Origin of the sequence: Chitinophaga sp., from assembly GCF_039596455.1 — a bacterium.
Classification (GTDB): domain Bacteria; phylum Bacteroidota; class Bacteroidia; order Chitinophagales; family Chitinophagaceae; genus Chitinophaga.
This window is the reverse complement of the sequence record NZ_JBCNJR010000001.1, coordinates 547,565-569,964: the sequence shown is the minus strand read 5'-3', so window position 1 is coordinate 569,964 and position 22,400 is coordinate 547,565. Positions and strand designations below refer to the sequence as shown.

Here is a 22,400-nt window from a genome sequence, read left to right as displayed (position 1 = left end):
GTACCGATTAAAACTTACGACTATGACTACGATTAAACATACTTTCGTCAAATACCTGGGCGCTATGCTGGCAGGCCTGTTGCTGCTGACGGCCTGTTCAAAGGTAGACGAGCAGGAGCCCTTTGTGAATATAGACCCGGCACAGATATTTAATTCCCCTGACCGGATCGAGAAGGCTGCCATAGGCATGTACAATGCGCTGCAAAACGCAGAGTTCCTCGGCGGCCGTGTACTGATCTATGTAGACCAGCGGGGGAATGACGCCAACGTGTCTTCCTTCTTCGGCAATGTGGGAACATTCAACATGATATCCAACAACACCATAGCGCAAAACGCATGGACGGGCGGCTACCGCACCATTTTTGAAGCCAATTATTTCCTGAAGCGGCTGCAGGAAAATGAGTCTGTGATTGGCGCTGATGCGGCCAGGCCATATTACGCGGAAGCAAAGTTCATTCGCGCGCTCTGTTATTATTACCTCGTGAACCTGTATGCGCAAACTTACGTGTTCACACCAGATGCCAGCCACCTGGGCGTTCCGCTGGTGCTGGACGCAGTGACCAATGGTGCGGAAGCGCTTTCTGCCGCCAACAAAATACCGCGCAGCACCGTAAAACAGGTGTATGACCAGATGCTGGCAGACCTCACAGAAGCTTCCGCCAACCTGCCCGTAACCTGGGATGATGATTACTTCGACCATGCCCGTGCCACCAAGGCGGCTGCAGATGCACTGATGGCAAGGATCTACCTGGTAATGGGGCAATGGGGCAATGCAAATGCCAAAGCAGATGAGGTGATCAGCTCCGCCCGCAATTTCTCGCTGGAGCCTGACTTGCAGAACTATTTCTCCAAGGACAATTATTCCAGCACATCTGAGGGCATTTTTGCCGTGGCCATGAACACGGCAGACAACCCGAACACCAACAACGCTATCGGGCAGCACTACAGTCCGCTGGGCCGCGGAGACATTTCCGTGAATGCGGCCTACCGCAACCTGCCCAATTTTTCTGCTACAGATGAACGCAGAACGCAGCTGCTGCGTACCACCGGCACTACCACGCTTACCTACTGGACGGCCAAGTATTACACTACTACGTTTGATTCCTGGGTGCCCGTTTTACGTTTGGGAGAAATAAAGCTGATCAAGGCAGAAGCATTGGCCCGGCTGAACACGGCAGCGCCTGACCCGGTGGCGCTCACCACCTTGCTGGAAGTACGTGCCCGTTCCAACGCGGGAGCCATTACGCCGCCCGTTACGCAGGCCCAGCTGATAGACCTGATACTGAATGAAAGGAGAATAGAACTGGCGTTTGAAGGGCATGGCATGACGGATTTTGTGCGGACCAAAAGGAACATACCGGCCCGCACTTCCCAACCCGAAATTGAGTGGAACGCACAACTGGTGATATTCCCTATTCCATTTGTAGACACTCAGCAAAACACAGCGCTGGAACAAAACCCCGGCTATGGGGGATAAAAATAAAAAAGGGCCGGCTGCAAAGCCGGCCCTTTTGCTGTATGCATGCAAACAGTTTATTGTAATACTTCGCTCAGCTTGCTTTCAAGCCCGCTGCCGCGCAGGTTGGCAGCAATCACCTTGCCCTGCGGGTCTATGAGTATATTGGTGGGAATGCCGGAAATGCCATACAAGGGCACCACGGCAGACTCCCAGAATTTCAGGTCGCTTACATGGTTCCAGTTCAGGCCGTCATCCGCAATGGCCTGCAGCCAGGCCTCCTTTGTTTTGTCCAGTGAAACGCCCAGTATAGTGAAATTCTTGTTTTTGTATTTCAGGTAAGCGTTCACCACGTTGGGGTTTTCCTGGCGGCAGGGGCCGCACCAGCTGGCCCAGAAGTCTACCAGCACATATTTCCCTTTGAAGGAGCTGAGGCTGATGTTTTTGCCGGAGGGGTCAGGCAGGGTAAAATCAGGCGCATCTTTGCCAATGAAAGAAGCCGGGCCTGCCGCGGAGGCCTGCGTCTGGTCTTTCTGCACGTCTGCCAGGAAGGTTTGCATATCCTTCACCATGGCGTTGTTGGGAAAGCGCTTGATGATGTCTTCCAGTTCTTTCTTGTGGGAGAGCATGTCTTCCGCGTCTTTGAAACCCACCAGGTTGATGGCGAACACGGCCGGTACGGGGTGTTTGCTTTTTTGTGCGGCGTTGAGGAAATATTCTTTGTACTGTTCTTCTTTTTTCTCGAATGCGTCCATTCGGGCCGCCATAACGCTGTCTGGCGTTTTGGCTATCCGCAGGCTGTCCATGGCCTGCATTTCCTTGCTCAGCGCCTGTGTTTTTTCGCTGTACTGGTTGAGCAATTGCTGGATTTCCGTGGTGGCTTCAGAGCCTTTTACACTGATCTTTTCCAGTTCGTTATAATCACCATTAATGCTCATGTCTCCCGCATCCAGCGCCAGCAGTATGTATTTACCGCTTTCAAAGCGGATGCGGTACAGGCCCTGCTCTGTTACCATGCCATCCAGCTCTACCTTTCCGGAAGCGTCTTTCACGGCGGTAGTATCTACTACTTTGGGTGCTTGGCCTGATATTTCTTCCAGGTACACTTTTTCAAGCGGGGCATTGGCCAGCTTAACGTCGATCTTGAAGGCTCCTTTCTCCGGGTGGCTCGCACAGCCGGCCAGCAATGCTGCTCCGGCTATCCAGGTGGCAAGTTTTCTCATGGTTTTTCTTTTTTCTATGACAAATTCAAAAATAGGGTTAAATACCCGGATGCCCGCGGCAGTTTTGTTAAAATTATGTAACCGGCAACCGCATGTTACTGGCAAACAGGCCGTAACTTATTCCAGCATGCTGCAATGGCAAGGCAGTTAGGCCGGCCTTTCACGCAAAACTGGATGAGCGGCGTTCCTAGCTGTTCAACTGTTTGAGCAATAGCTCGTTGGTGAGTTTAGGGTCTGCCTTACCGGCGCTCATTTTCATCACTTCTCCTACAAACAGCCCTATCAATCCTTTCTTCCCTGCCCTGAACTCTGCCACCTTACCGGGGTATTTGGCCAGCACGGCCTCAATAACGGGCAGAATGCTGTTCTCGTCCTTGTCTTGTATGAGGTTCAGCTCTGTGGCAATGGCCAGCGGTGTTTTACCCGGTGCTTCTATCATGGCAGGCAAAATGCGGGAAGAGGCAATGGAAAAGTTCACTTTGCCGTCTGCGATAAGGGCAATCAGTTCAGCCAGGGATGCGGGTTGGAGGGGAAATTGCTCCATGCTGCCGTTCCTTTCGTTCAGCCATGATTTTACGGGGCCCAGCATCCAGTTGGCGGCGGCTTTATGATGGGGCGTGGTGGCTATCAGCGCCTCAAAATAGGCTGCAGTGGGTTTGTCGTCACAGATCACGCGGGCGTCATATTCCGGTAGCTGCAGTTCTTGCATATAGCGCTGCACCATTTCTTCCGGCAGTTCCGGCAACGCGCTGCGTATCTCGTTCAGAAAGTCTTCGGTAATGCGGAAGGGTGCCAGGTCTGGTTCCGGGAAGTAACGGTAGTCATTCGCTTCCTCTTTGGAGCGCAGCGGGAAAGAGCTGCCGTTAGACGCTTCGAAGCTGCGTGTTTCCTGCACGATCCTTTCACCGGCTTCTACCAGCTCTATCTGCCTTTTTATCTCATTTTCTATGGCGCGTTTCACATTGCGGATGGAGTTCATGTTCTTCACTTCCACTTTGGTGCCCAGGCTGGTATCTCCTTTCAGGCGGATGGAAATATTGGCGTCGCAGCGCATGGAGCCTTCTTCCATATTGCCGTCACACACCTCCAGCCAGCGTACCAGGCGGCGCAGCTCCGTGAGGTAGGCGTACGCCTCATCTGCATGGTGCAGGTCGGGCTCCGTTACTATCTCCACCAGGGGTACCCCGGCACGGTTGTAGTCTACCATGGTGTTGTGAGGGTCCTGGTCGTGTATGGATTTGCCGGCATCTTCTTCCAGGTGGATGCGGTTGAGGCGGATGTTGCGCGCGGCGCCGTCTGCAAAAATGGGCACATGCCCGCCTACGCAGATGGGCGCCGTATGCTGGCTGATCTGGTAGCCTTTGGGCAGGTCAGGATAGAAATAGTTTTTACGGGCGAAGAAGTTTTCGCGCTCAATTTCACAGTGGCAGGCAAAACCCAGCCTGATGGCCAGCTCTACCGCCTTGCGGTTCAGGAAAGGCAGCGTGCCGGGGTGGCCCAGCGTTACCGGGCTGATGTGCGTGTTGGGCTGGCCGCCGAAAGCCGCACTGTCGCTACTGAAAAGTTTGCTATGCGTTAAAAGCTGGGCGTGAACTTCCAGGCCTATCACCGCTTCATACTTGTTATAATCGATGCTTGCGCTCATACTATTTTCTCCGTACTGATTCGCACAAAGATATTCAAACTGCTAAAAAGCAGGGAATTTTCACGAAATTACAGGGAACATACCCATTTTCCCATGAAGCCCATTACCGATATATACAGTGCCCAGCGGCGTTTTTTCGATTCCGGGGCTACCCGTTCTTACGCTTTCCGCAAGGCACAGCTAAAGCAGCTCAAAAAGGTGATCAGGCGTCATGAGCCCGCCATACTGGCCGCTCTGCATGCAGACCTGGGCAAACATCCCATGGAGGCTTTTGGCAGTGAGGTAGGGCTGTTGTATGACGAAATAGACCATACGCTCACCAACCTGCGGCAATGGATGCGGCCGCAACCGGTCAGCTCACCCTTGATGCATTACCCTTCCGGCAGCAAAATTTACCCGGAGCCCAAGGGGCTCACCCTGCTGATAGGGCCATGGAACTACCCTTTTCAACTGCTCATTAACCCGCTGATAGGCGCTATTGCCGCCGGCAACTGTGCTATACTCAAACCTTCGGAGATAGCTTCGCATACGGAAGCCATTACTCAAAAAGTGATTGCCGAAGCTTTTGACCCGGCCTTTGTGACGGTGGTGACCGGGGAAGGGCAGGAGGTGATACCCGCCCTGCTGCAACACCGCTTTGACCATATATTTTTCACAGGCAGCATACCCGTAGGCCGCAAAATACTGGAAATGGCGGCGCCCCACCTCACCCCCGTTACCCTGGAGCTGGGCGGCAAAAGCCCCTGCGTGGTAGACGCTTCCGCCAATCTCAAAACGGCCGCCAAACGCATCATCTGGGGCAAATGCTGGAACGCCGGGCAAACCTGCATAGCGCCGGACTATGTGCTGGCCCATGAAAGCATTGCCGCACCGCTGCTGCAATATATGAAGGCCGCCATCACACAGTTCTTCGGGGAAAACCCGGCCACCAGCCCAGACTACCCGCGCATTATCAACCATAAACGTTTTGACCACCTGGCTACCTACCTGCAGCAGGGCCATGTGGAAGCCGGCGGGGATACAGACAGGGAGCAGCTGTACATGGGGCCTACCATTCTTACGAACGTGTCTTTTGACGCACCGGTAATGAAAGAAGAAATTTTCGGGCCGGTGCTGCCGGTTATCACTTACCGCAATACAGATGAGGCGGTAGGTATAATTGCCCGTAACCCTTATCCCTTGTCTTTATACATTTTTTCCGGCAGCAGTAAAACGGAGCAGGCTTTTATCAACAGGGTGGCCTTCGGTGGCGGCTGTGTAAACAACACGCTGGTGCATTTCACCAACGCGGAACTGCCCTTCGGCGGTATTGGCTATAGCGGTATGGGGCGCTATCACGGCCGTGCCAGCTTTGAAGAATTTACACACATGAAAGGGGTGATGAAAACCGCTACCTGGCTGGACGTGCCGGTAAAATACCCGCCTTTCGGCAACAAAATAAAACTGGCTAAACTGATAATGAAATAAAAAACGGCCCGCATTACACAGGCCGCTTCTTTTTGCTTACACTTAAACTATAATTACAGATTTTCGGTATTCAGTTTTTTAGGCACTTTAATAGTGAGCGTTTCCGTTTTGCCATTGCGCTGCACTTTGGCGGAAATGCTGCTTTCATGCTGATGAGTGCGGTAGGCCTCTGCTACTTCGGCCGCGTTCTTCACCGGCTCGCCGGCAATTTCCGTTACGAGGTCGTTTTCCGCGAAACCGGCCTTTTCAGCCGCAGAGCCTTTGGTTACGCCTAATACTTTTGCGCCGTTACCTTCTTCGGTATCCTGAACAGACAGGCCCAGTCGGGTACCGCGGTCGCCAAACCGGGGGCCGAAGCTGCCGAAGGGCGGCATATCTCCGCGGAAGCGGAACTGGTTGTCTGGCCGGGTGGGCGGGAAGTTGAAGATGCGCGGCACATTGTCTGTACGTTGGCCAAGGGTGGCGGTTGCCTTGCTTTCTTTGCCGTTGCGTTTATAGGTTACCGTTACCTTATCTCCCGGCTCCATTTCACCGATCATTTCATGCAGGTCTTGCGGCTCATTTACTTTTTTATCATTGACGGCCGTGATCACGTCCCCTTTTTTGAGGCCGGCCTTTTCGGCTGCGGTACCTTCACCTACTTCAACCACCGTGGCGCCGGCAGCTTCTTTCTTTTCGGTGATAACGCCCAGCACGGCTTTGTTGCCGGTAATGGCAAAGCTGCGGTCATCATCATCATCGTTGAAGAAAGACATGGCGCCAGTGTTGCCGTTGCGGGGTACAATATGGCGGCGCTGGATGATGATGCCATCACCTTTGTACGCGTCCAGTTGCTGGCCGTCTGCCAGCACTTCCCCATCTTTGATCTCGATAGTTACCTTGGCGTTCTTGTCACCATTTTTTCTTTTAATGATGATCTCATCATACTCTCCCAGTTTACCGGAACGTTTTTCCTGGGCAGCGGCCGGTAGTACCAAATGGGTGGTCAGGGCGCTCATGCTGAGGATGTACAATAATTTGCGCATATCAAAACGTGTTTACGGTTTTCGCAAATTTAAGGTTGGGATCAGGTAAGAAAATGTTAAAATAGACGGGGCGGGATAAAAAGATTGTTAAAAAGACGTGGCGGAAAGCGGCTGCTGCATGGTGATCAAAAAAAGGCCGGCCGCAAAACGGCCAGCCTTAATATCTGGAGTGTTTCGGGCTTAGAGCAGCCCTTTCACTTTTTCTATTACTGCCTGCAGGTTACCGGCGTCTTGCCCGCCCGCCGTTGCCAGCGTGGGCTGCCCGCCGCCGCCGCCTTTGATCAGCGGGGCTACCTGCTCTTTAATGATCTTCTGTGCGTTCAGGCCCTTATCTTTCACCAGGCTGTCAGACAGCATCACTACTACCTGTGCTTTGCCGCCTGCTTCCGCGCAGAGTACTACCAGGTAAGGCTCAGTGAGCTTGTCTTTCACGGCAAAAGCAAATTGCCGCAGCATGTCTGCGCCGGCTGCTTCTACCTGTGCGCCCAGGAACTGTATGCCGTTTACCGCGGTGGCCTGTGCGGGCAGCGCCGCCGCCAGTTGCTGTACCTGTTTCAGTTCCAGCGCGGCCACCTGCTTTTCCAGCGTGGCTTTTTCATTCACCAGGTTTTCTACGGCGGCGCCGGCGTCTTTCGGGTTTTTTAACTGTGCCTTCACGGCTTTCAGTTGCTGCAACTGCTCATTCACGTAAGCTTCCGCTTTGGCGCCTGTTACGGCTTCTACCCGGCGTACACCGGCGGCCACAGCGCCTTCAGACAGAAACTTGAACAGGCCCAGCTCGCCGGTGCTGCCTACATGGGTGCCGCCACAGAGCTCTATCGAATAAGAGGGGTCTATGGTCACCACGCGCACGGTTTCGCCGTACTTTTCGCCAAACAGCGCCATAGCGCCCAGTTTAAGCGCCTCCTCACGGGGCAGCTCCTTTATCACCACGGGTATGTTTTCCCGGATCTTTTCATTTACGATGGCCTCAATTTGCGCCAGCTCTTCATCTGTTACCTTGGCAAAATGGGAAAAGTCAAACCGCAGGTAATCTGCGTTTACCAGTGAGCCTTTCTGCGCCACGTGGGTACCCAATACCTTGCGCAGCGCGGCATGCAGCAGGTGTGTGGCAGAGTGGTGGCGGGCTGTGCCCTGCCGCCGGGCGGCGTCTACTTCGGCCTGTACCGTGCCGTCTATTTTGGCGGGCAGCTTGTCTGTAAAATGTACAATGAGGTCGTTTTCCTTTTTGGTATCTGTTACCGCAATGGCTTCTCCGTTGAAGCGCAATACGCCGGTGTCTCCCACCTGCCCGCCGCTTTCAGCGTAAAAGGGCGTTTTGTCAAGCACCAGCTGGTATTGCTCTTTACCCTTTGCTTTTATTTTACGGTATTTGAGCACTTTAGCTTCCGTGGCCAGCTCTGTGTAGCCGGTGAAAATGCCTGACGGTTGCTCGCTCAGCAGCGTCCAGTCTCCCATATCCAGCTCGGTGGCTGCGCGGGAGCGGTCTTTCTGTTTCTTCATTTCGGCCTCAAACCCTGCCATGTCTACCGTATAGCCTTTTTCAGCAGCAATCAGGTTGGTAAGGTCTATGGGGAAACCGTAGGTATCAAACAGTTCAAAGGCGGTTTTGCCTTCAATCACAGGCTGGGCAGCGGTAGCGGTGGTGATGGCCTCAATGCGGCCCAGGCCGCTGTCAAGCGTACGGAGAAAACCGTTCTCTTCCTCAAACACTACTTTTTTCACAAAGTCTTCCTGCTGCTGCAGTTCGGGAAATACTTTGCTGAACTGCGCTGCCAATACGGGCACCAGCTCATGCAACAGTGGTTTTTTCACGTCAAGGAAGGAGAAATAGTACCGTACGGCGCGGCGCAGGATGCGGCGTATCACGTAACCGGCGCCGTTGTTGGCCGGCAGCTGCCCGTCTGCTATGGTGAAGCAGATGGCGCGGATGTGATCTGCAATTACACGGAAGGCGATGTCTGTTTTTTCAGCCTGGCCGTACTGTTTGCCGCAGAGTTGTTCTGTGGCGTGTATTACGGGCGTGAATACGTCTGTATCATAATTGCTCTGTTTCCCTTGCAGCACCCGCACCAGGCGCTCAAAGCCCATGCCCGTGTCTACATGTTTGGCGGGCAACGGCTCCAGGGAACCGTCTTTCAGGCGGTTGAACTGCATGAATACGTTGTTCCATATCTCAATTACCTGCGGATGATCTCTGTTCACCAGGTCTTTGCCCGGCGTGGCCGCTCTTTCTTCGTCAGACCGGCAGTCTACATGTATTTCGGAGCAGGGTCCGCAGGGGCCGGTATCGCCCATTTCCCAGAAGTTGTCTTTTTTGTTGCCCATCAGGATGCGGTCTTCCGCCACATGCTTTTTCCAGAAGGCCATGGCCTCACTGTCAGGGGCCAGCCCTTCTGCGGCATCTCCTTCAAATACAGTTACATACAGCCTGTCTTTGGGCAGCTTGTACACCGCGGTCAGCAGTTCCCAGCTCCAGGCTATGGCCTCTTCCTTGAAATAGTCGCCAAAGCTCCAGTTGCCCAGCATTTCAAACATGGTGTGGTGGTAGGTGTCTATGCCCACTTCCTCCAGGTCGTTATGCTTGCCGCTTACGCGCAGGCACTTCTGGGTATCTGCCACCCTTTTCCAGGGCGCGGGTTTGTTGCCAAGAAAGATGTCTTTGAACTGGTTCATGCCCGCGTTGGTAAACAGCAGGGTAGGGTCGTTCTTTACCACGATGGGGGCTGAAGGCACAATGTGGTGGCCTTTGGAAGCAAAAAAATCCAGGAATTGTTGTCTGATCTCGCCTGCGGTCATAAAATATTACTACGTATTAATATCTAATTTTAACTTTATAATTGCGTCGGTCCTAATTTTGGCGTTTATTTGTATTTTATGCAAAGTGGTCCGCCGGGAAAATTGGCACTCAAAAGGTTGCCGTTTTAGCCTAATTCACTTAGGTTTGTGCACCCCTGTTTATACCGCCGCTGCTCCCAGAGGCGTTTGAACGCGGTGCAAAAATATCGAAATAAATAGATTGTATTCATCAAAAAAACAAGCTATAACCGCCGTTTTCCTGTGAAAAACCGGGAATGCGTACGCCATATCAAGCCAACTGGTTCATGAAGAAGGTCAAATATTTCTACAATACTCAAACGCTCAAGTACGAAAAGCTCGTAGTATCCATGCGGGTGAAAATACTCCGGATACTGGGTTTTTTATCCGCCGCCATCGTAACGGGCATCCTGTTCCTCTCTGTAGCCTACCGCTTCCTGGACTCTCCGAAGGAAAAGCTGCTCCGCCGTGACATTGACAATATGAAGGAAGAGTATGAAGGCCTCAAGAGCCGCATGGCAGACCTGAAAACGGAGATAGACGAGCTGCAGCACCGTGACAATTCCATTTACCGGGTCATCTTTGAGGCGGCCCCTATTCCTGACAGTGTGCGGGCCGGCCAGCCGGATAAAGATGAGGAGATCCAGCAATTGCAGCGGAAAGAGAACGGCGAAATTATTGCCAGCGCCACCAGAATGCTGGCGGAACTGACCAACCGGGTCAAAATGCAGGAAAAATCCTACCTGCAGATAGAAGACCTGATTAAGAACAAGCAGAAAATGCTGGCCTCTATACCGGCCATCCAGCCGGTGGCCAATAAAGACCTTGACCGCATTGCGTCTGGCTTCGGCTACCGTATAGACCCGATTTACAAAACCATGAAGTTCCACAGCGGGCTTGACTTCACCGCTCCCTCCGGTACGCCCATTTACGCTACTGGAGACGGGGTGATAGAAGAAGCCAGCCTCAGTGACGTGGGCTACGGCAACCACGTGGTGGTGAACCATGGCTATGGCTACAAATCCCTGTACGGCCACATGGTGCGCATGAAGGTAAAGCGGGGCCAGAGCGTGAAACGAGGTGACGTGCTGGGCTGGGTAGGCAGCACCGGCAAATCTACCGGGCCGCACTGCCACTACGAAGTGGTAAAGAACGGTGTGAAGGTAGACCCCGTGTATTTCTTTTACAACGACCTTACCCCGGAACAGTTTGACCGCATGCTGAAAATTGCCCGCTCCGGCAACCAGTCTTTCGATTAGTGGAATGATTATTGGAGGAAATGCCCGGTTGTGCAAAAATAGACGGTTTGGCAGGGCGGTATGCGTGAGCGATTCCGTAATATTGTATCAGTATTCTTTTTCAATCACAATTGATTTCGGTTATGATGCAGCAACTGGATTTATTTGCCACAGAACTGCCAACGCCCGTTCCACCGAAAGCAGCGCAGCAGCCTGCAACGGATAAAGAGAAGGATGCAAAAGAAGAGGCGGCCCCCGCCGGCGTGGTAGAGCTGCCCGGCAAAGGCAAAAAACGCGGCCGCAAAAGCCTGAAGGAACTGGCCGGAGACCCAACCGTGATACAGGAGCTGGAAAAGCTGACGCTTGACAAGCAGTACTACTCCATCAGCGAAGTGGCCGGCATGTTCAGGGTCAACACCTCCCTGGTACGGTACTGGGAAAACGAGTTCGACATCCTTCAGCCGAAGAAGAACCGGAAGGGAGACCGCCTGTTCAGGCAGGAAGACATCCACAACCTGAAGCTGATCTACCACCTGCTGCGCGAACGGAAATACACCATTGAGGGCGCCAAGCAGAAGCTGCGGGAAGACAAACGCTCCGCCTCACGCAATTTTGAGATGGTAAAGTCGCTGCAGAAAGTAAGAGCGTTTTTAACAGAGTTAAAAGATCAATTATAAACCAGATTTTATGCGTTTACACAGAGTATTATTAGGATGCGGTTTACTGTTGTCTACCGTGGCTATGGGCCAGAACGGGCCCAGGCAGGTGAAAGGCAAACTGGAACTGAAACAATTAAGCAACGATTCGGCCTTTGCATGGTTTTATACCGGCGTGAACAAGTATAATGTAAACGCCAACATGGTGAACTACATCAAGACCAATAAAGAGAAAATAAAGCTGGTAGCCCTGGTGAACACGGCAGACGAGGCCAGCCGCAAATTGCTGCCCGAATTTTATAAAGTAATGATACTGGCCAGCGTACCGGAAGAGAATATCCAGATGTACGGGGTAGATAACTCCGGCAACAGCGGAGACAATGCTGTGGACGGCTACAAGGTAAAAAAAGTGCCCACCATACTGGTGTTGCAGAACGGGAAGGAAGAGGGCCGCATCACGGCCGGTTCACCTACAAGCGTGGAAGAGAACCTGGCCCAGATACTAATGAAAATGAATGCCAAAAGAAAAGATTGATATTGCCTGCCGGCAGGCAACAAAAGAGGCCGATGGTTTTTGCCATCGGCCTCTTTTTTATTGCATACCGCGGTTTACATTGCGAATGCCGGGCGCTTCGTTATGCGCCGAGCGTTAAAGCAAAGCGGGCTTTGCGTTCAACGGGTTGTTACACCCGGCCTGTTTTAGCCTTACGCGGCCGGCGGCGTATCCGTTTTCATGGCCAGCCGTACCCCATGCTGCTCCATGATGCCTGCGGCCGCCAGGTTCACTTCTTCCCGCAGCTGGAGGTACCGGTTGCCGTCAAGAATGTTGGTCATGTAAATGATCTGCAGTACAAAGGAGTCTTTGCTGAAATCAAAAAAGTTCACGGAAAAGCCGGGCTCAACATCCCGGTGGCCGGCCAGGAAGGCATGAATGTCTTTTACCACCAGGGTTACGCTGGCGGCCGGCGTGTCTGCGGCCAGCTCCATCTTGATAGCCACGCGTTGCTGTGTGCGCAGGGAAAGATTGTCCAGCACGGAGTCTACCATTTTTTTGTTGGGTACGGTCACAAAGGTTTTTTCCAGCGTACGGATGCGGGTGCTGCGCAGGCCGATCTTTTCTACGGTGCCCTGAAAGGAGTCTACCTTTACGAAGTCTCCCACACGGAAGGGTTTGTCTGAAAAAATAATGAACGAACCAATGAGGTTTTCGATACTTTCCTTGGCGGCGAGGGCCAGGGCTGCCGCGCCTATGCCAAGGCCCGCCACCAGCTTCTCTACCAGTTCTTTCCCGAACAGGATGTGGATCACCACCATACTGCCCAGTATAATGATGATGGCCTTGAAGAAGTCACGAAAAAAAACGATGAACTGGTTGTCTGTTTTATCTTCCGTGAGGTCTGCCTTTTTTTCCAGGATGAGGGCTATGAAATCTATGAGCCGCAGCACAATCCAGATAACAGTAAGGCAGAAAGTGACCTTCAGCAGCAGCTGTGTGAGGTCTTGCAGCCGGTAGGGTCCGCTGGGGCGGTTGTACAAGGTAATGTTCAGCTCTTCAGGGAACACGAGGTGGTTGCTGGCCATAATGAACGCCGTGAGCAGCAGGAAATATTCTATCGGCCGCAGCAGCAGCTCCACGAATTCATGCTGGCTGATTTGGGGAGACCAGTGTTTGATTAGCCGGAAAAGCCCTGCAGCCAGCTGTTTGGACAGGAACCGGCGGATGAAGAAAACGAACAATATAATGGCCAGTACAATGCCATAGTTGGCTACGGTATTGCCAAGGATAACCTGGTTAAGGATCTCTTCCATAGTGATGCAGATATATGCTCAGATAGTAAAAAATGTTGCCGAATTGTTGACGATCTGCACAAGTCCGGGTCTCTTCCCTTTTTCCAGGCTCCCATATGTCCCGTCTATGCCAAGCGCAGTGGCGCCGTTGAGGGTGGCCCATTGCAGCATGGTTTCCAGTGGAATGTCAGGGAAGCGGCCGCGGATGGTCTGCACTTCCGCCCAGATAGACAGCTGGTGGTTAGACGCCAGGCTGTCCGTACCCAGGGTGATGCTGGCGCCTGATTGGAGCAGCGCCGGCACATCAGGCAGCGTACCCTCTATGTACAGGTTGGCATTGGGGCAAAGGCACCAGTGCACCTGCGGGGCGGCGCTTTCAGCAAAACGTATGTCCGTTGCCGTGGTATACGTGTTATGTACCAGCAGCAGGTTTGCCGCATCACTGAAATACGGCAAAAAACTCTGCAGGCTGCTCTGGCCGGTGGGCTGGAAACCTTCTGCCGCAATATTGAAATGCCGGTAAAAATCGAGGAAAGGTCCCGTTTTATGCAGGTACAGCTCGTTTTCCGCGGCGGTTTCCTGGTTGTGGATGCACAGCGGCGTATTGTTCTCCATACCGGCAATGAGCCGGAAAAGGGTGGCAGATACGGAGTAGGGCGCATGCGGCACCAGGGAGCCGGGCAGCTGGTAACCTTTGAACTTTGCCCATACGGTGAGGGCGTGTTCCAGGCGCTGCGGCGCGGAAGCGTCTGTAAAACCCATGCATTCTACAAAGCTGTGCCAGTAAAGGGAGGAATTTATTTTGAGGGGAATGGAGGCTGTGGTGTTACAGATATCGCCCACTGCTACTATACCCTCTTGCCGCATGGCCGCGGCGGCATCGGCCATGGCCTGTTCCAGTATTTCCAGCGTTGAAGGCTGGCGTTGTTCCATAACGGTGGTGAGAAAGCGGGGCAGCCCCGTTCCTTCGGGTATTGTCCCTCTCATGTGAGATAGCTCCAGGTGGCAATGCGTATTCACAAATCCCGGGCAAAGTATCCCTTCTACACGTTGCACGTCGTCTCCTGCCCAGGAATAAGGCACCACGGCGGATACCGTACCGTCCTCATCCAGCACCACCACCCTGTCTGGCCCAAGAAAGCGCCTGCCGTCAAAAATATCGTCTGCTGTCAGCTTGATCATCCCCTTTTATTATGCCTAAAAACGTAATTTTGCAACCCAAAACAGTTACGAATTACGCAATTTTCGTTCGTAATTACTAATTCCTGATCCAGTATGATAGATAAACTAGATGCCATCAAAGGCCGGTACGAGCAGGTAGCCCTGGCCCTTACCAACCCGGAGGTGGTGAAAGATAACAAGCAGTTCAGCAAGCTCAGCAAAGAGTACCGCCAGTTGGAAAAAATAGTGAAGGCATATGATGCCTACCGCAACCTGCTGGATGCCATTGCCTTTAACCGGGAGGTACTAGAAAGCGGCGATGAGGAAATGCGCGAGCTGGCCAAAGAAGAAACGGAAAGCCTGGCCGAACAGAAGGAAAAAGCAGAGGCAGAGATCCGCAACCTGCTGATACCCAAAGACCCGCAAGACGAGAAGAACGCCATCCTGGAGATCAGGGGCGGCACAGGCGGTGACGAGGCCGCCCTGTTTGCGGGAGATCTGCTCCGGATGTACCTGCGTTATTGCGAGAACAAAGGATGGAAAACCGCCATTATGAACGAGAACCCCGGCTCCGTAGGCGGATACAAGGAAGTAGTGGTGGAAGTAACGGGGGATGACGTGTACGGCACGCTCAAATTTGAATCCGGCGTACACCGCGTACAAAGGGTGCCGGCCACGGAAGCATCCGGCCGGGTGCATACCTCTGCGGCCACGGTGGCCGTGCTGCCGGAGGCTGACGATGTGGACGTGGACATCCGTGAAGCAGACATTAAAATGGACACCTTCCGCTCCTCCGGCGCGGGCGGGCAGCACGTTAACAAAACGGAGTCTGCCGTGAGGCTCACCCACATTCCCACAGGCGTGGTGGTAGAATGCCAGGAAGGCCGCAGCCAGCACTCCAACCGTGACATTGCCATGCGCATGCTGCGTACCCGCATTTATGAGGCGGCTGTACGCAAACATGAAGATGCCATTGCCTCCAAAAGGAAAAGCCTGGTTTCTACTGGCGACCGTTCCGCCAAAATACGCACCTACAACTATCCCCAGGGCCGTATTACGGACCACCGCATTGGCATGACGGTGTACAACATGGATGCCTTCATGAACGGGGAGATACAAGATATGGTGGAAGCCCTGCAGTTTGCAGAGAATGCTGAGAAAATGAAGTCTGGAGAGCAGCAGTGACGCAGCCTCATTGTTAATATTGCATGAACACGGGGCAACCTGCAACAATTCAGCAGGAAGAATTGTTATCAAGGTGGCCAATTTTTACCGTAATATATTTATCCACCTTCCTAAATCATGTCAAACATGTTAGATCAATTAGTACAACTGGTGCGCGAGAACGCTCAGCAAACTGTGGTTGCCAACCCTGCTGTCCCCAATGACCAGAATGAAGCCATTATTGGCGAAGCCACGCATTCCATTGCAGATGGCCTGCAAAACGCACTTGCCAGCGGCAACGTGCAGGAAGTAATGAGCCTGTTCAATTCTAATGGCCAGGTAGACAATAACAACCCTGTTGTAAATAACATTTCCGGTAACCTTATCAGCAACCTCACCCAAAAGCTTGGCCTGAACAGCGGGGCTGCCGCTTCCATAGCCGGCTCCCTGATCCCTGCCGTACTGGGCTCCCTGGTGAAAAAAACCAATGACCCGGCAGACAACGGCTTTTCGCTGGACGGTATTTTCAGCTCCCTGACAGGCGGCTCCACCCAGGGCCTGAACCTGAGCGGACTGCTGGGCAAATTTGCCGGCGGGCTGGATAAGGACGGAGATGGTGATGTTGACCTGCAGGACCTCATGGGCATGATCAGCAATGGCGCCAAACAGCAGCAAAGCAGCGGCGGCCTGGGCGGTCTGCTGGGCGGACTTTTCGGACGTTAACCGGCAGTAACGGACGGGCGGAGAGCCCTTCACCTGTCCGTTATTCATAATTTTTCCTTTATTGATTACCAGTTATTTACTTGAAAAAACCGATCTTGGCAGAGTATTTGTTTAGGCAACTATCTCAAATAAACTTTTATGTTTAAACTTATTAAGATGAAACGATTTAATGCATTGGTGGCAATAGCGTTGGCGGGCACAATGGTGTTAGGTAGCTGCAGCACCTGGCAGGGTATGGACAATACCAAGAAAGGCGCTGTAATAGGTACCGGCGGCGGCGCCGCAGCCGGGGCCGTGATCGGTAAAGCCGCAGGTAATACTGCCCTGGGCGCCATTATTGGTGCTGCGGTGGGCGGTACTGCAGGTGTATTGATCGGTAAAAAAATGGACAAACAGGCGGAAGAGATCAAGAACGAAGTGCCGAATGCAACCGTGGAACGCGTAGGAGAGGGTATTAACGTGACCTTTAACTCCGGCGTGCTTTTCGGGTTCGACAAATCTGACCTGACCGCTACTGCCCAAAGCAATATCCGCGAACTGGCGGGGGTATTGAACAAATACCCTGACACCCACGTACGCGTAGAAGGCCACACGGACGATACCGGGGCAGACGCCTATAACTACGGCCTGTCTGAACGCCGTGCCAAATCCGTAGCTAATTACCTGGTAGCCCAGGGAGTAGCCGCCAACCGTGTACAAACCTTCTGGTACGGTGAAACCCAGCCCAAATTCCCGAACGATAGTGAAGCCAACCGCGCGCAAAACCGCCGCGTTGAGTTCTCCATCTTTGCCAATGATAAAATGAAGTCAGAAGCAAAACGGGAAGCTGGTCAGCAATAAGTTTTTAGTTGAATTTTCTCATAAGCAGTTTGAAACGAACCTCCCGGTTTCCCGGGAGGTTTCTTTTTTGAGGTAAGGTGCGGAGCACCAGATAAACCTATTGCAGCGTATCCAGTCCCGCCAGTATGATACGGCAGGCCTCCCGTATTTCTTCCTCCGTAATAATAAGCGGGGGTACAATGCGGAGGCATTGCGGCGCAAACAGGAACCAGTCTGTAACCAGCCCGTTGGCTATGCAGTAATCGATCACTTTTTTATTGGAAGCAAAATCATCCAGCTCAACAGCCAGCATCAGGCCTTTGGAGCGCACCGCCCGGATGTGTTTGTGCCGCAGCAGGTGCAGGAAAAGCTGCTCTTTTGCCGCCACTCCGGCCACCAGGTCCCCTTCTACCAACGCTTTCATGCCCGCCAGGCCGGCCGCGCAGGCTACGGGGTGGCCGCCAAAGGTAGTGATATGCCCCAGTACAGGCTGATGGGTAAGCCCCCACATCACTTCGCGGTCTGCAATAAAGGCTCCCAGCGGCATTCCGCCACCCAGGGCTTTGCCCAGCAGCAGCACGTCAGGTACAATACCGTATTGCTCAAAGGCCCAGAGCGTGCCATTACGCCCCAGGCCACATTGAATTTCATCGAGTATCAGCAGCGTACCGGTTTCCGTACAGCGTTGCCGAAGGGCCTGCATCCACTCGCGGGAGGGCGCCCATACGCCTGCTTCCGCCTGTACCGTTTCCGCTATAACGCAGGCGGTGCGCTCCGTGATCTGTTCCAGCACGCCCATATCATCATGATGCAGGTGCTGCACGTCAGGCAACAGCGGCCGGTAAGCATTTCTCCAGTACTCGTCTCCCATTATGCTCAGGGAGCCCTGCGTAGAGCCGTGGTAGCTGTTCCTGAAAGCAACAATCCCTGTTCTGCCGGTGTGGCGTTTGGCCAGTTTCATGGCGCCTTCTACCGCTTCACTGCCGGAGTTGGTAAAATAAACGCTGTTGAGGGAGGTGGGTAAATGGTCTGCCAGGTATTTGGCGTAGGCCACCTGCGGAGACTGAACAAATTCCCCGTATACCAGCAGGTGCATGTAGGTTTGCGCCTGTTCCTGTATGGCCTTTACCACGGTGGGATGGCAGTGCCCTACATTGCAAACGCTGATGCCCGCAATAAGGTCAAGGTATTTTTTGCCGTCTGCATCCCACATGTACATTCCCTGCGCTTTCACTATTTCCAGTGCCAGGGGGGCATCCGAGGTTTGCGCCACATGTTGTAAAAAAAGCTGCCTGTTATTCATTGGGGCGAAGTTAGTGAAGTTCTATATTTGTACTATGCCAGTAATATTACCCGTAAAAGGAGTGCTCCCGCAGATGGGAGAAAATTGTTTTATTGCGCCCAATGCCACCATTGTAGGTGATGTAGTGATGGGCGCGGATTGCAGCGTTTGGTTCAATGCCGTGGTGCGCGGAGATGTGAACAGCATCCGCATGGGCAACAAGGTGAACATACAAGACGGCGCCGTGATACACGCCACTTACCAGAAAACCCGAACGCACATTGGCAACAACGTATCTATCGGCCACAATGCCATTGTGCACGGCTGTACGGTGGAAGACAATGTGTTGATAGGCATGGGGGCCATTGTGATGGACAATGCCCATATAGGCAGCAACACCATTATTGCCGCCGGCGCCGTGGTGCTGGAAGGCACGCAGGTAGAGGCGGGCAGCATTTATGCCGGGGTACCGGCCAAAAAGGTGAAAAATGTAAGCCAGGAGCTGATTCACGGTGAAATAGACCGTATTGCCAATAACTACATCATGTATGCCGACTGGTTCCGCGACCAGGTATAATATACACACTTTATAAAAAAGCGTTATATTGCATAAGCTGAAATATCCCTCCTATGAAAAGAAAATGGTTATTAGGCCTTTGGCTGGCGTTCCTGCTGGCCGGCTGCGCCACGCAAAAGTCCGGTTGCCCGGGCACTACCTTCTATAATGCCAACAACGCCAAGCAAAACAGCAAGGCAGGAAAACAAATGCGGTTATTCTAAACAGCCTGCTTATGCGTAAATGGATGCTATTACTGGTTCTGGGTGTTGTGCTGGCCGGCTGCCGTACACAAAAAACAGGTTGTAAAACCCCGCCCAGGAACATGGGGGCGGAAAAGGTGTTTGATGAAATGAACAAGCCGCCTAAAAAGGGGCTGTTCAGGAGGAGAGAGTAATTTTCAATAATCTTTTTCCTCAATACTGTGCCAGATAGCCACATAGCTGAGGTAACGTTCCATATCTATTTCCCCTGCTTCTACCGCTTCTTTTACCGCGCAGCCCGGTTCGTCCAGGTGCTGGCAGTTATTGAACTGGCAGTTGTTGAGGTAAGGCTGCATTTCAAGAAAGTAGTGAGACAGTTCTGCCCTGGGTATATCCACAATGCCGAACTCACGCAGGCCGGGCGTATCAATCAGCCGCCCGCCGCCCGGCAGGTCAAACATTTCTGCAAAGGTGGTGGTGTGCATGCCTTTGCCGCTCCAGCCGCTCACATTTTTGGTCTTTAATTGCAGCTCAGGCAGTACCTGGTTAATGAGGGTGGATTTGCCTACACCTGAGTGACCAGACATGAGACTGGTTTTGTTATGCAGCACCTGCTCCAGTTCGCTGATGCCTTCACCCGCTGCGGCGGCGGTGAGCAACACGGTATACCCCATGGACTCATACACATTTTTCCAGTGCTCAAACTTTTCCATGTCTTTGGCCTTGTACACGTCTTTTTTGTTGAAAACAAGCACTGCCGGTATATGGTAGGCTGCGGCCGTTACAAGAAAGCGGTCTATAAACCCCTGGGAAGTGCGTGGTTCTTTCACGGTGCATACCAGTATAGCCTGATCGAGGTTGGCGGCCACTATATGTTTTTTGTGCCTGCTTTGGGGAGAGCTGCGCACAATGTAGTTTTTCCGTTCGGCAATATCTGTGATCACAGCGGTATCCTGCCCGCCGTCTTCCATGCTGATGGTCACTTCATCTCCAACGGCAATGGGGTTGGTGGAGGTGATATCTCCGTCTTTTTTGAAAATGCCGGGCAGGCGCGCCTGTAAAAACTCGCCTGTGGCTGATTTGGCCACATACCAGCTGCCGGTAGATTTGTAAATGGTTGCTTGCACGGCGTAAAGGTAAATCAAATCATGGCAATCTCCGGAACAGCGTATACCGCAACACTACTTCCAGCAGCAGGCAGGCCAGTGCTATCATGGCCAGCGGGAAGAAATGTTCCGTGAAGCGTTTGTAAGAAGTGATCTCCACCTTGGAGCGCTCCAGCTTGTCTATCTCCTGGTAGATATTTTTAAGCGAAGTGTTGTCTGTAGCGCGGAAGTAACGGCCGCCGGTTTCGGCAGCTATCTTTTTCATCAGCGGCTCATCTATCTGCACGTCTACCATCTGCATCTGCACGCTGCCATCAGGCATGGTGGCGGGTGATGGCGCTTTGCCGATGGTGCCCACGCCAATAGTGTATACTTTTATTTTGTAGGCTTTGGCAATTTCAAGCGCCGTGAGCGGGTCTACCAGGCCGGTGTTGTTCACACCGTCTGTGAGCAGCACAATAACCTTGCTTTTGGCCTTGCTGTTCTGCAGCCGGTCTACCGCCGTGGCCAGGCCCATGCCTATGGCCGTACCATCTTGCAGCATGCCGCTCCTGATCTGCATGATCTGCTGTTTGAGCACGCCGTGGTCCATGGTGATGGGGCACTGGGTGAAACTTTCCCCGGAGAAGATGACCAGGCCGATGCGGTCGCTGATGCGGCTGTCTACAAACTCCATGGCGGTTTTTTTGGCGGCCTCCATGCGGTTGGGGCGCAGGTCTTCCGCCAGCATACTGCCGGAGATGTCTATGCTCATCACAATGTCTATGCCTTCACTGTCTATGCTTTCAGAGGTGTTGGAAGTTTGCGGCCGTGCCAGCGCGGTTACCAGCGCGGCAAAGGCAATAATGCGCAGCACCAGCAGCAGCGGCCGGAAGCGTACTTTCCAGGAAACGGGCAGGCCTTTGAGGCCCTGCAGGGAAGATACCTGCACGGAGCCCTGGAAGCGGCGGCCGCCCTGGTACTGCCACCATATCATAACAGGTATGAGCAGCAGCAGCCAGAAAAAGGCAGGGTATGCGAAAGTGATATGTTTCCAGATGTCCAGGTCCATGTTTATTTCTTCTGATTTGTGCTGTCCGGTTCAGGTGCAGGCGTGGCGGTGGCAGCCGGTTTTGTCCATTCTACCACGGCTATGGCCTTCTGCAGGCAGTCCTCATGCTCCTGCGGCGAAGGCTGAAGTTTGGCAAACTTGGCCAGGTCTGCCAGCGTCAGTATGCTCTGCAGTTTGTCCCGCTGCTGGTTGAGCACCGTTACAGGTTTAATGTTTTGCATCAGCTCCGCACTGGTTTGCTCCAGTGCCGCTATATGGAACTGCTGCTCAAAATATTGTCTGAGCACGTCCGTTAGCTGCGTATAGTACAGCTTCACGTCTGTATTCCAGGGTTTGTCTTTCCCCAGTTGCGCCAGTTCGTCCATAGCCACCTCGTAGGGAGATCTGGCTGGTTTGGCCGGCGGCGGCTTGGGGGCCGGCTTGCGTTTGCGCCAGTATACAAAATAGAGCACTACAGCGGTTACCAGCAGCAGTATGCCCAACAGCCAGGGCCAGTAGTCCAGCAGGTTCCAGGCTACCCGGCGCAAGGGTTTGATGGGTTTGAAAGCCTTGGTGGTATCTACGGCTACGGTGGTAACGTCTATTGCAATGGGGGCTGTGAATACGGAATCATAAGATCCGTCTGTTACCGAAAACACTTCAAATTTCATGGGCGGCAGTTCCCAGCGCCCTGAATCAAAGCTGGTAAGGGTGATGGTCTGTTTCCAGAGTTTTTGCTGTTCATTGGAGCCCGCAGTGTCCAATGGCGTGCGGGATACTATTTCCAGGTGGTTAATGGAATCCGGCAGGTTGGGGAACACCACTTTCAGGCTGGCGCCTTTCAGGGCGTAGAGCATCACTTTGGCGGTAACGGATATTTTCACCTGTTCCCCCAGCCGTATTTTGGTAGTGTCAGGCACGGCCTTCACCTGGAAATAATCTTCATACTGCTGCGCCAGCAACGGGCTGCTGCCCAGCAGGCAAACCAGCATAGTGTAAACAAATATGTGCTTCTTGACTTTCATCCGGTGTGGCAGTGAT

Annotated in this window: 21 protein-coding genes; 11 read left to right on the top strand and 10 right to left on the bottom strand. The window is 53.0% G+C overall.

Translation table 11 applies throughout. The annotated features are described in order from the left end of the window. Window positions 1-22 precede the first annotated feature (22 nt). Window positions 23-1,477 carry a RagB/SusD family nutrient uptake outer membrane protein gene (locus tag ABDW36_RS02315; protein ID WP_343700266.1) on the top strand — a complete coding sequence of 485 codons (1,455 nt, stop codon included), beginning with the start codon at window positions 23-25 and terminating at the stop codon, window positions 1,475-1,477. Between the two features lie 56 nt (window positions 1,478-1,533). Here ABDW36_RS02315 and ABDW36_RS02310 read toward each other — a convergent pair whose 3' ends face one another. Together ABDW36_RS02310 and gatB are read right to left on the bottom strand one after the other, a co-directional pair. After that, window positions 1,534-2,679, bottom strand: a complete 1,146-nt coding sequence (locus ABDW36_RS02310; RefSeq protein WP_343700265.1) for a redoxin domain-containing protein — start codon at window positions 2,677-2,679, stop codon at window positions 1,534-1,536. 187 nt (window positions 2,680-2,866) lie between these two features. Then, window positions 2,867-4,324 (bottom strand): Asp-tRNA(Asn)/Glu-tRNA(Gln) amidotransferase subunit GatB, encoded by a 1,458-nt coding sequence (gatB, locus tag ABDW36_RS02305; RefSeq protein ID WP_343700264.1) that lies wholly within the window; start codon window positions 4,322-4,324, stop codon window positions 2,867-2,869. Window positions 4,325-4,417: 93 nt separating this feature from the next. Between gatB and ABDW36_RS02300 the strand changes: the two genes are divergently transcribed. Then, window positions 4,418-5,791: an aldehyde dehydrogenase gene (locus ABDW36_RS02300; RefSeq protein WP_343700263.1), complete on the top strand. Its 1,374-nt coding sequence runs from the start codon at window positions 4,418-4,420 to the stop codon at window positions 5,789-5,791. Between the two features lie 53 nt (window positions 5,792-5,844). Here ABDW36_RS02300 and ABDW36_RS02295 read toward each other — a convergent pair whose 3' ends face one another. Together ABDW36_RS02295 and alaS are read right to left on the bottom strand one after the other, a co-directional pair. Beyond that, the gene (locus ABDW36_RS02295) at window positions 5,845-6,816 is read right to left on the bottom strand and encodes a PDZ domain-containing protein (protein ID WP_343700262.1); all 972 of its coding nucleotides are present in this window, start codon (window positions 6,814-6,816) and stop codon (window positions 5,845-5,847) included. A gap of 180 nt (window positions 6,817-6,996) precedes the next feature. After that, complete coding sequence (gene alaS, locus ABDW36_RS02290; RefSeq protein ID WP_343700261.1) at window positions 6,997-9,615, bottom strand: alanine--tRNA ligase; 2,619 nt, start codon at window positions 9,613-9,615, stop codon at window positions 6,997-6,999. Between the two features lie 275 nt (window positions 9,616-9,890). On the opposite strand from alaS, the gene ABDW36_RS02285 reads away from it, so the two are divergent. The 3 genes from ABDW36_RS02285 (at window position 9,891) to ABDW36_RS02275 (ending at window position 12,062) form a co-directional block, all read left to right on the top strand. Next, on the top strand, window positions 9,891-10,892 hold the full coding sequence (locus tag ABDW36_RS02285) for a peptidoglycan DD-metalloendopeptidase family protein (protein WP_343700260.1): 1,002 nt from the start codon (window positions 9,891-9,893) through the stop codon (window positions 10,890-10,892). Between the two features lie 122 nt (window positions 10,893-11,014). Continuing rightward, on the top strand, window positions 11,015-11,548 hold the full coding sequence (locus ABDW36_RS02280; protein WP_343700259.1) for a MerR family transcriptional regulator: 534 nt from the start codon (window positions 11,015-11,017) through the stop codon (window positions 11,546-11,548). Between the two features lie 10 nt (window positions 11,549-11,558). After that, window positions 11,559-12,062 (top strand): hypothetical protein, encoded by a 504-nt coding sequence (locus tag ABDW36_RS02275; protein ID WP_343700258.1) that lies wholly within the window; start codon window positions 11,559-11,561, stop codon window positions 12,060-12,062. Window positions 12,063-12,232: 170 nt separating this feature from the next. Here ABDW36_RS02275 and ABDW36_RS02270 read toward each other — a convergent pair whose 3' ends face one another. Continuing rightward, the gene (locus tag ABDW36_RS02270; protein WP_343700257.1) at window positions 12,233-13,336 is read right to left on the bottom strand and encodes a mechanosensitive ion channel domain-containing protein; all 1,104 of its coding nucleotides are present in this window, start codon (window positions 13,334-13,336) and stop codon (window positions 12,233-12,235) included. A gap of 18 nt (window positions 13,337-13,354) precedes the next feature. Next, window positions 13,355-14,497, bottom strand: a complete 1,143-nt coding sequence (locus tag ABDW36_RS02265) for an amidohydrolase family protein (protein ID WP_343700256.1) — start codon at window positions 14,495-14,497, stop codon at window positions 13,355-13,357. A gap of 93 nt (window positions 14,498-14,590) precedes the next feature. Here ABDW36_RS02265 and prfA point away from each other — a divergent pair, with 93 nt between their 5' ends. From prfA to ABDW36_RS02250, 3 genes are all read left to right on the top strand, one after another. After that, window positions 14,591-15,661, top strand: a complete 1,071-nt coding sequence (gene prfA / locus ABDW36_RS02260) for a peptide chain release factor 1 (RefSeq protein ID WP_343700255.1) — start codon at window positions 14,591-14,593, stop codon at window positions 15,659-15,661. A gap of 126 nt (window positions 15,662-15,787) precedes the next feature. After that, on the top strand, window positions 15,788-16,363 hold the full coding sequence (locus tag ABDW36_RS02255) for a hypothetical protein (RefSeq protein WP_343700254.1): 576 nt from the start codon (window positions 15,788-15,790) through the stop codon (window positions 16,361-16,363). 156 nt (window positions 16,364-16,519) lie between these two features. Continuing rightward, the gene (locus ABDW36_RS02250) at window positions 16,520-17,203 is read left to right on the top strand and encodes an OmpA family protein (RefSeq protein ID WP_343700253.1); all 684 of its coding nucleotides are present in this window, start codon (window positions 16,520-16,522) and stop codon (window positions 17,201-17,203) included. 97 nt (window positions 17,204-17,300) lie between these two features. Here ABDW36_RS02250 and ABDW36_RS02245 read toward each other — a convergent pair whose 3' ends face one another. After that, window positions 17,301-18,485, bottom strand: a complete 1,185-nt coding sequence (locus ABDW36_RS02245) for an aminotransferase class III-fold pyridoxal phosphate-dependent enzyme (RefSeq protein ID WP_343700252.1) — start codon at window positions 18,483-18,485, stop codon at window positions 17,301-17,303. Window positions 18,486-18,519: 34 nt separating this feature from the next. On the opposite strand from ABDW36_RS02245, the gene ABDW36_RS02240 reads away from it, so the two are divergent. Genes ABDW36_RS02240 through ABDW36_RS02230 form a run of 3 tightly spaced genes read left to right on the top strand, consistent with a single transcriptional unit; the run spans window position 18,520 to window position 19,417 of the window. Further along, the gene (locus tag ABDW36_RS02240) at window positions 18,520-19,041 is read left to right on the top strand and encodes a gamma carbonic anhydrase family protein (RefSeq protein WP_343700251.1); all 522 of its coding nucleotides are present in this window, start codon (window positions 18,520-18,522) and stop codon (window positions 19,039-19,041) included. A gap of 53 nt (window positions 19,042-19,094) precedes the next feature. Further along, window positions 19,095-19,244, top strand: coding sequence for a hypothetical protein (locus ABDW36_RS02235; protein WP_343700250.1), 150 nt, complete (start codon window positions 19,095-19,097; stop codon window positions 19,242-19,244). Window positions 19,245-19,255: 11 nt separating this feature from the next. Beyond that, on the top strand, window positions 19,256-19,417 hold the full coding sequence (locus ABDW36_RS02230; RefSeq protein WP_343700249.1) for a hypothetical protein: 162 nt from the start codon (window positions 19,256-19,258) through the stop codon (window positions 19,415-19,417). A 3-nt stretch (window positions 19,418-19,420) separates the two neighbouring features. Here ABDW36_RS02230 and rsgA read toward each other — a convergent pair whose 3' ends face one another. Genes rsgA through ABDW36_RS02215 form a run of 3 tightly spaced genes read right to left on the bottom strand, consistent with a single transcriptional unit; the run spans window position 19,421 to window position 22,384 of the window. Beyond that, window positions 19,421-20,350 (bottom strand): ribosome small subunit-dependent GTPase A, encoded by a 930-nt coding sequence (rsgA, locus tag ABDW36_RS02225; RefSeq protein ID WP_343700248.1) that lies wholly within the window; start codon window positions 20,348-20,350, stop codon window positions 19,421-19,423. A gap of 19 nt (window positions 20,351-20,369) precedes the next feature. Next, window positions 20,370-21,380, bottom strand: coding sequence for a VWA domain-containing protein (locus ABDW36_RS02220; protein WP_343700247.1), 1,011 nt, complete (start codon window positions 21,378-21,380; stop codon window positions 20,370-20,372). Window positions 21,381-21,382: 2 nt separating this feature from the next. Beyond that, the gene (locus ABDW36_RS02215) at window positions 21,383-22,384 is read right to left on the bottom strand and encodes a hypothetical protein (protein WP_343700246.1); all 1,002 of its coding nucleotides are present in this window, start codon (window positions 22,382-22,384) and stop codon (window positions 21,383-21,385) included. Between the last annotated feature and the right edge of the window lie 16 nt (window positions 22,385-22,400).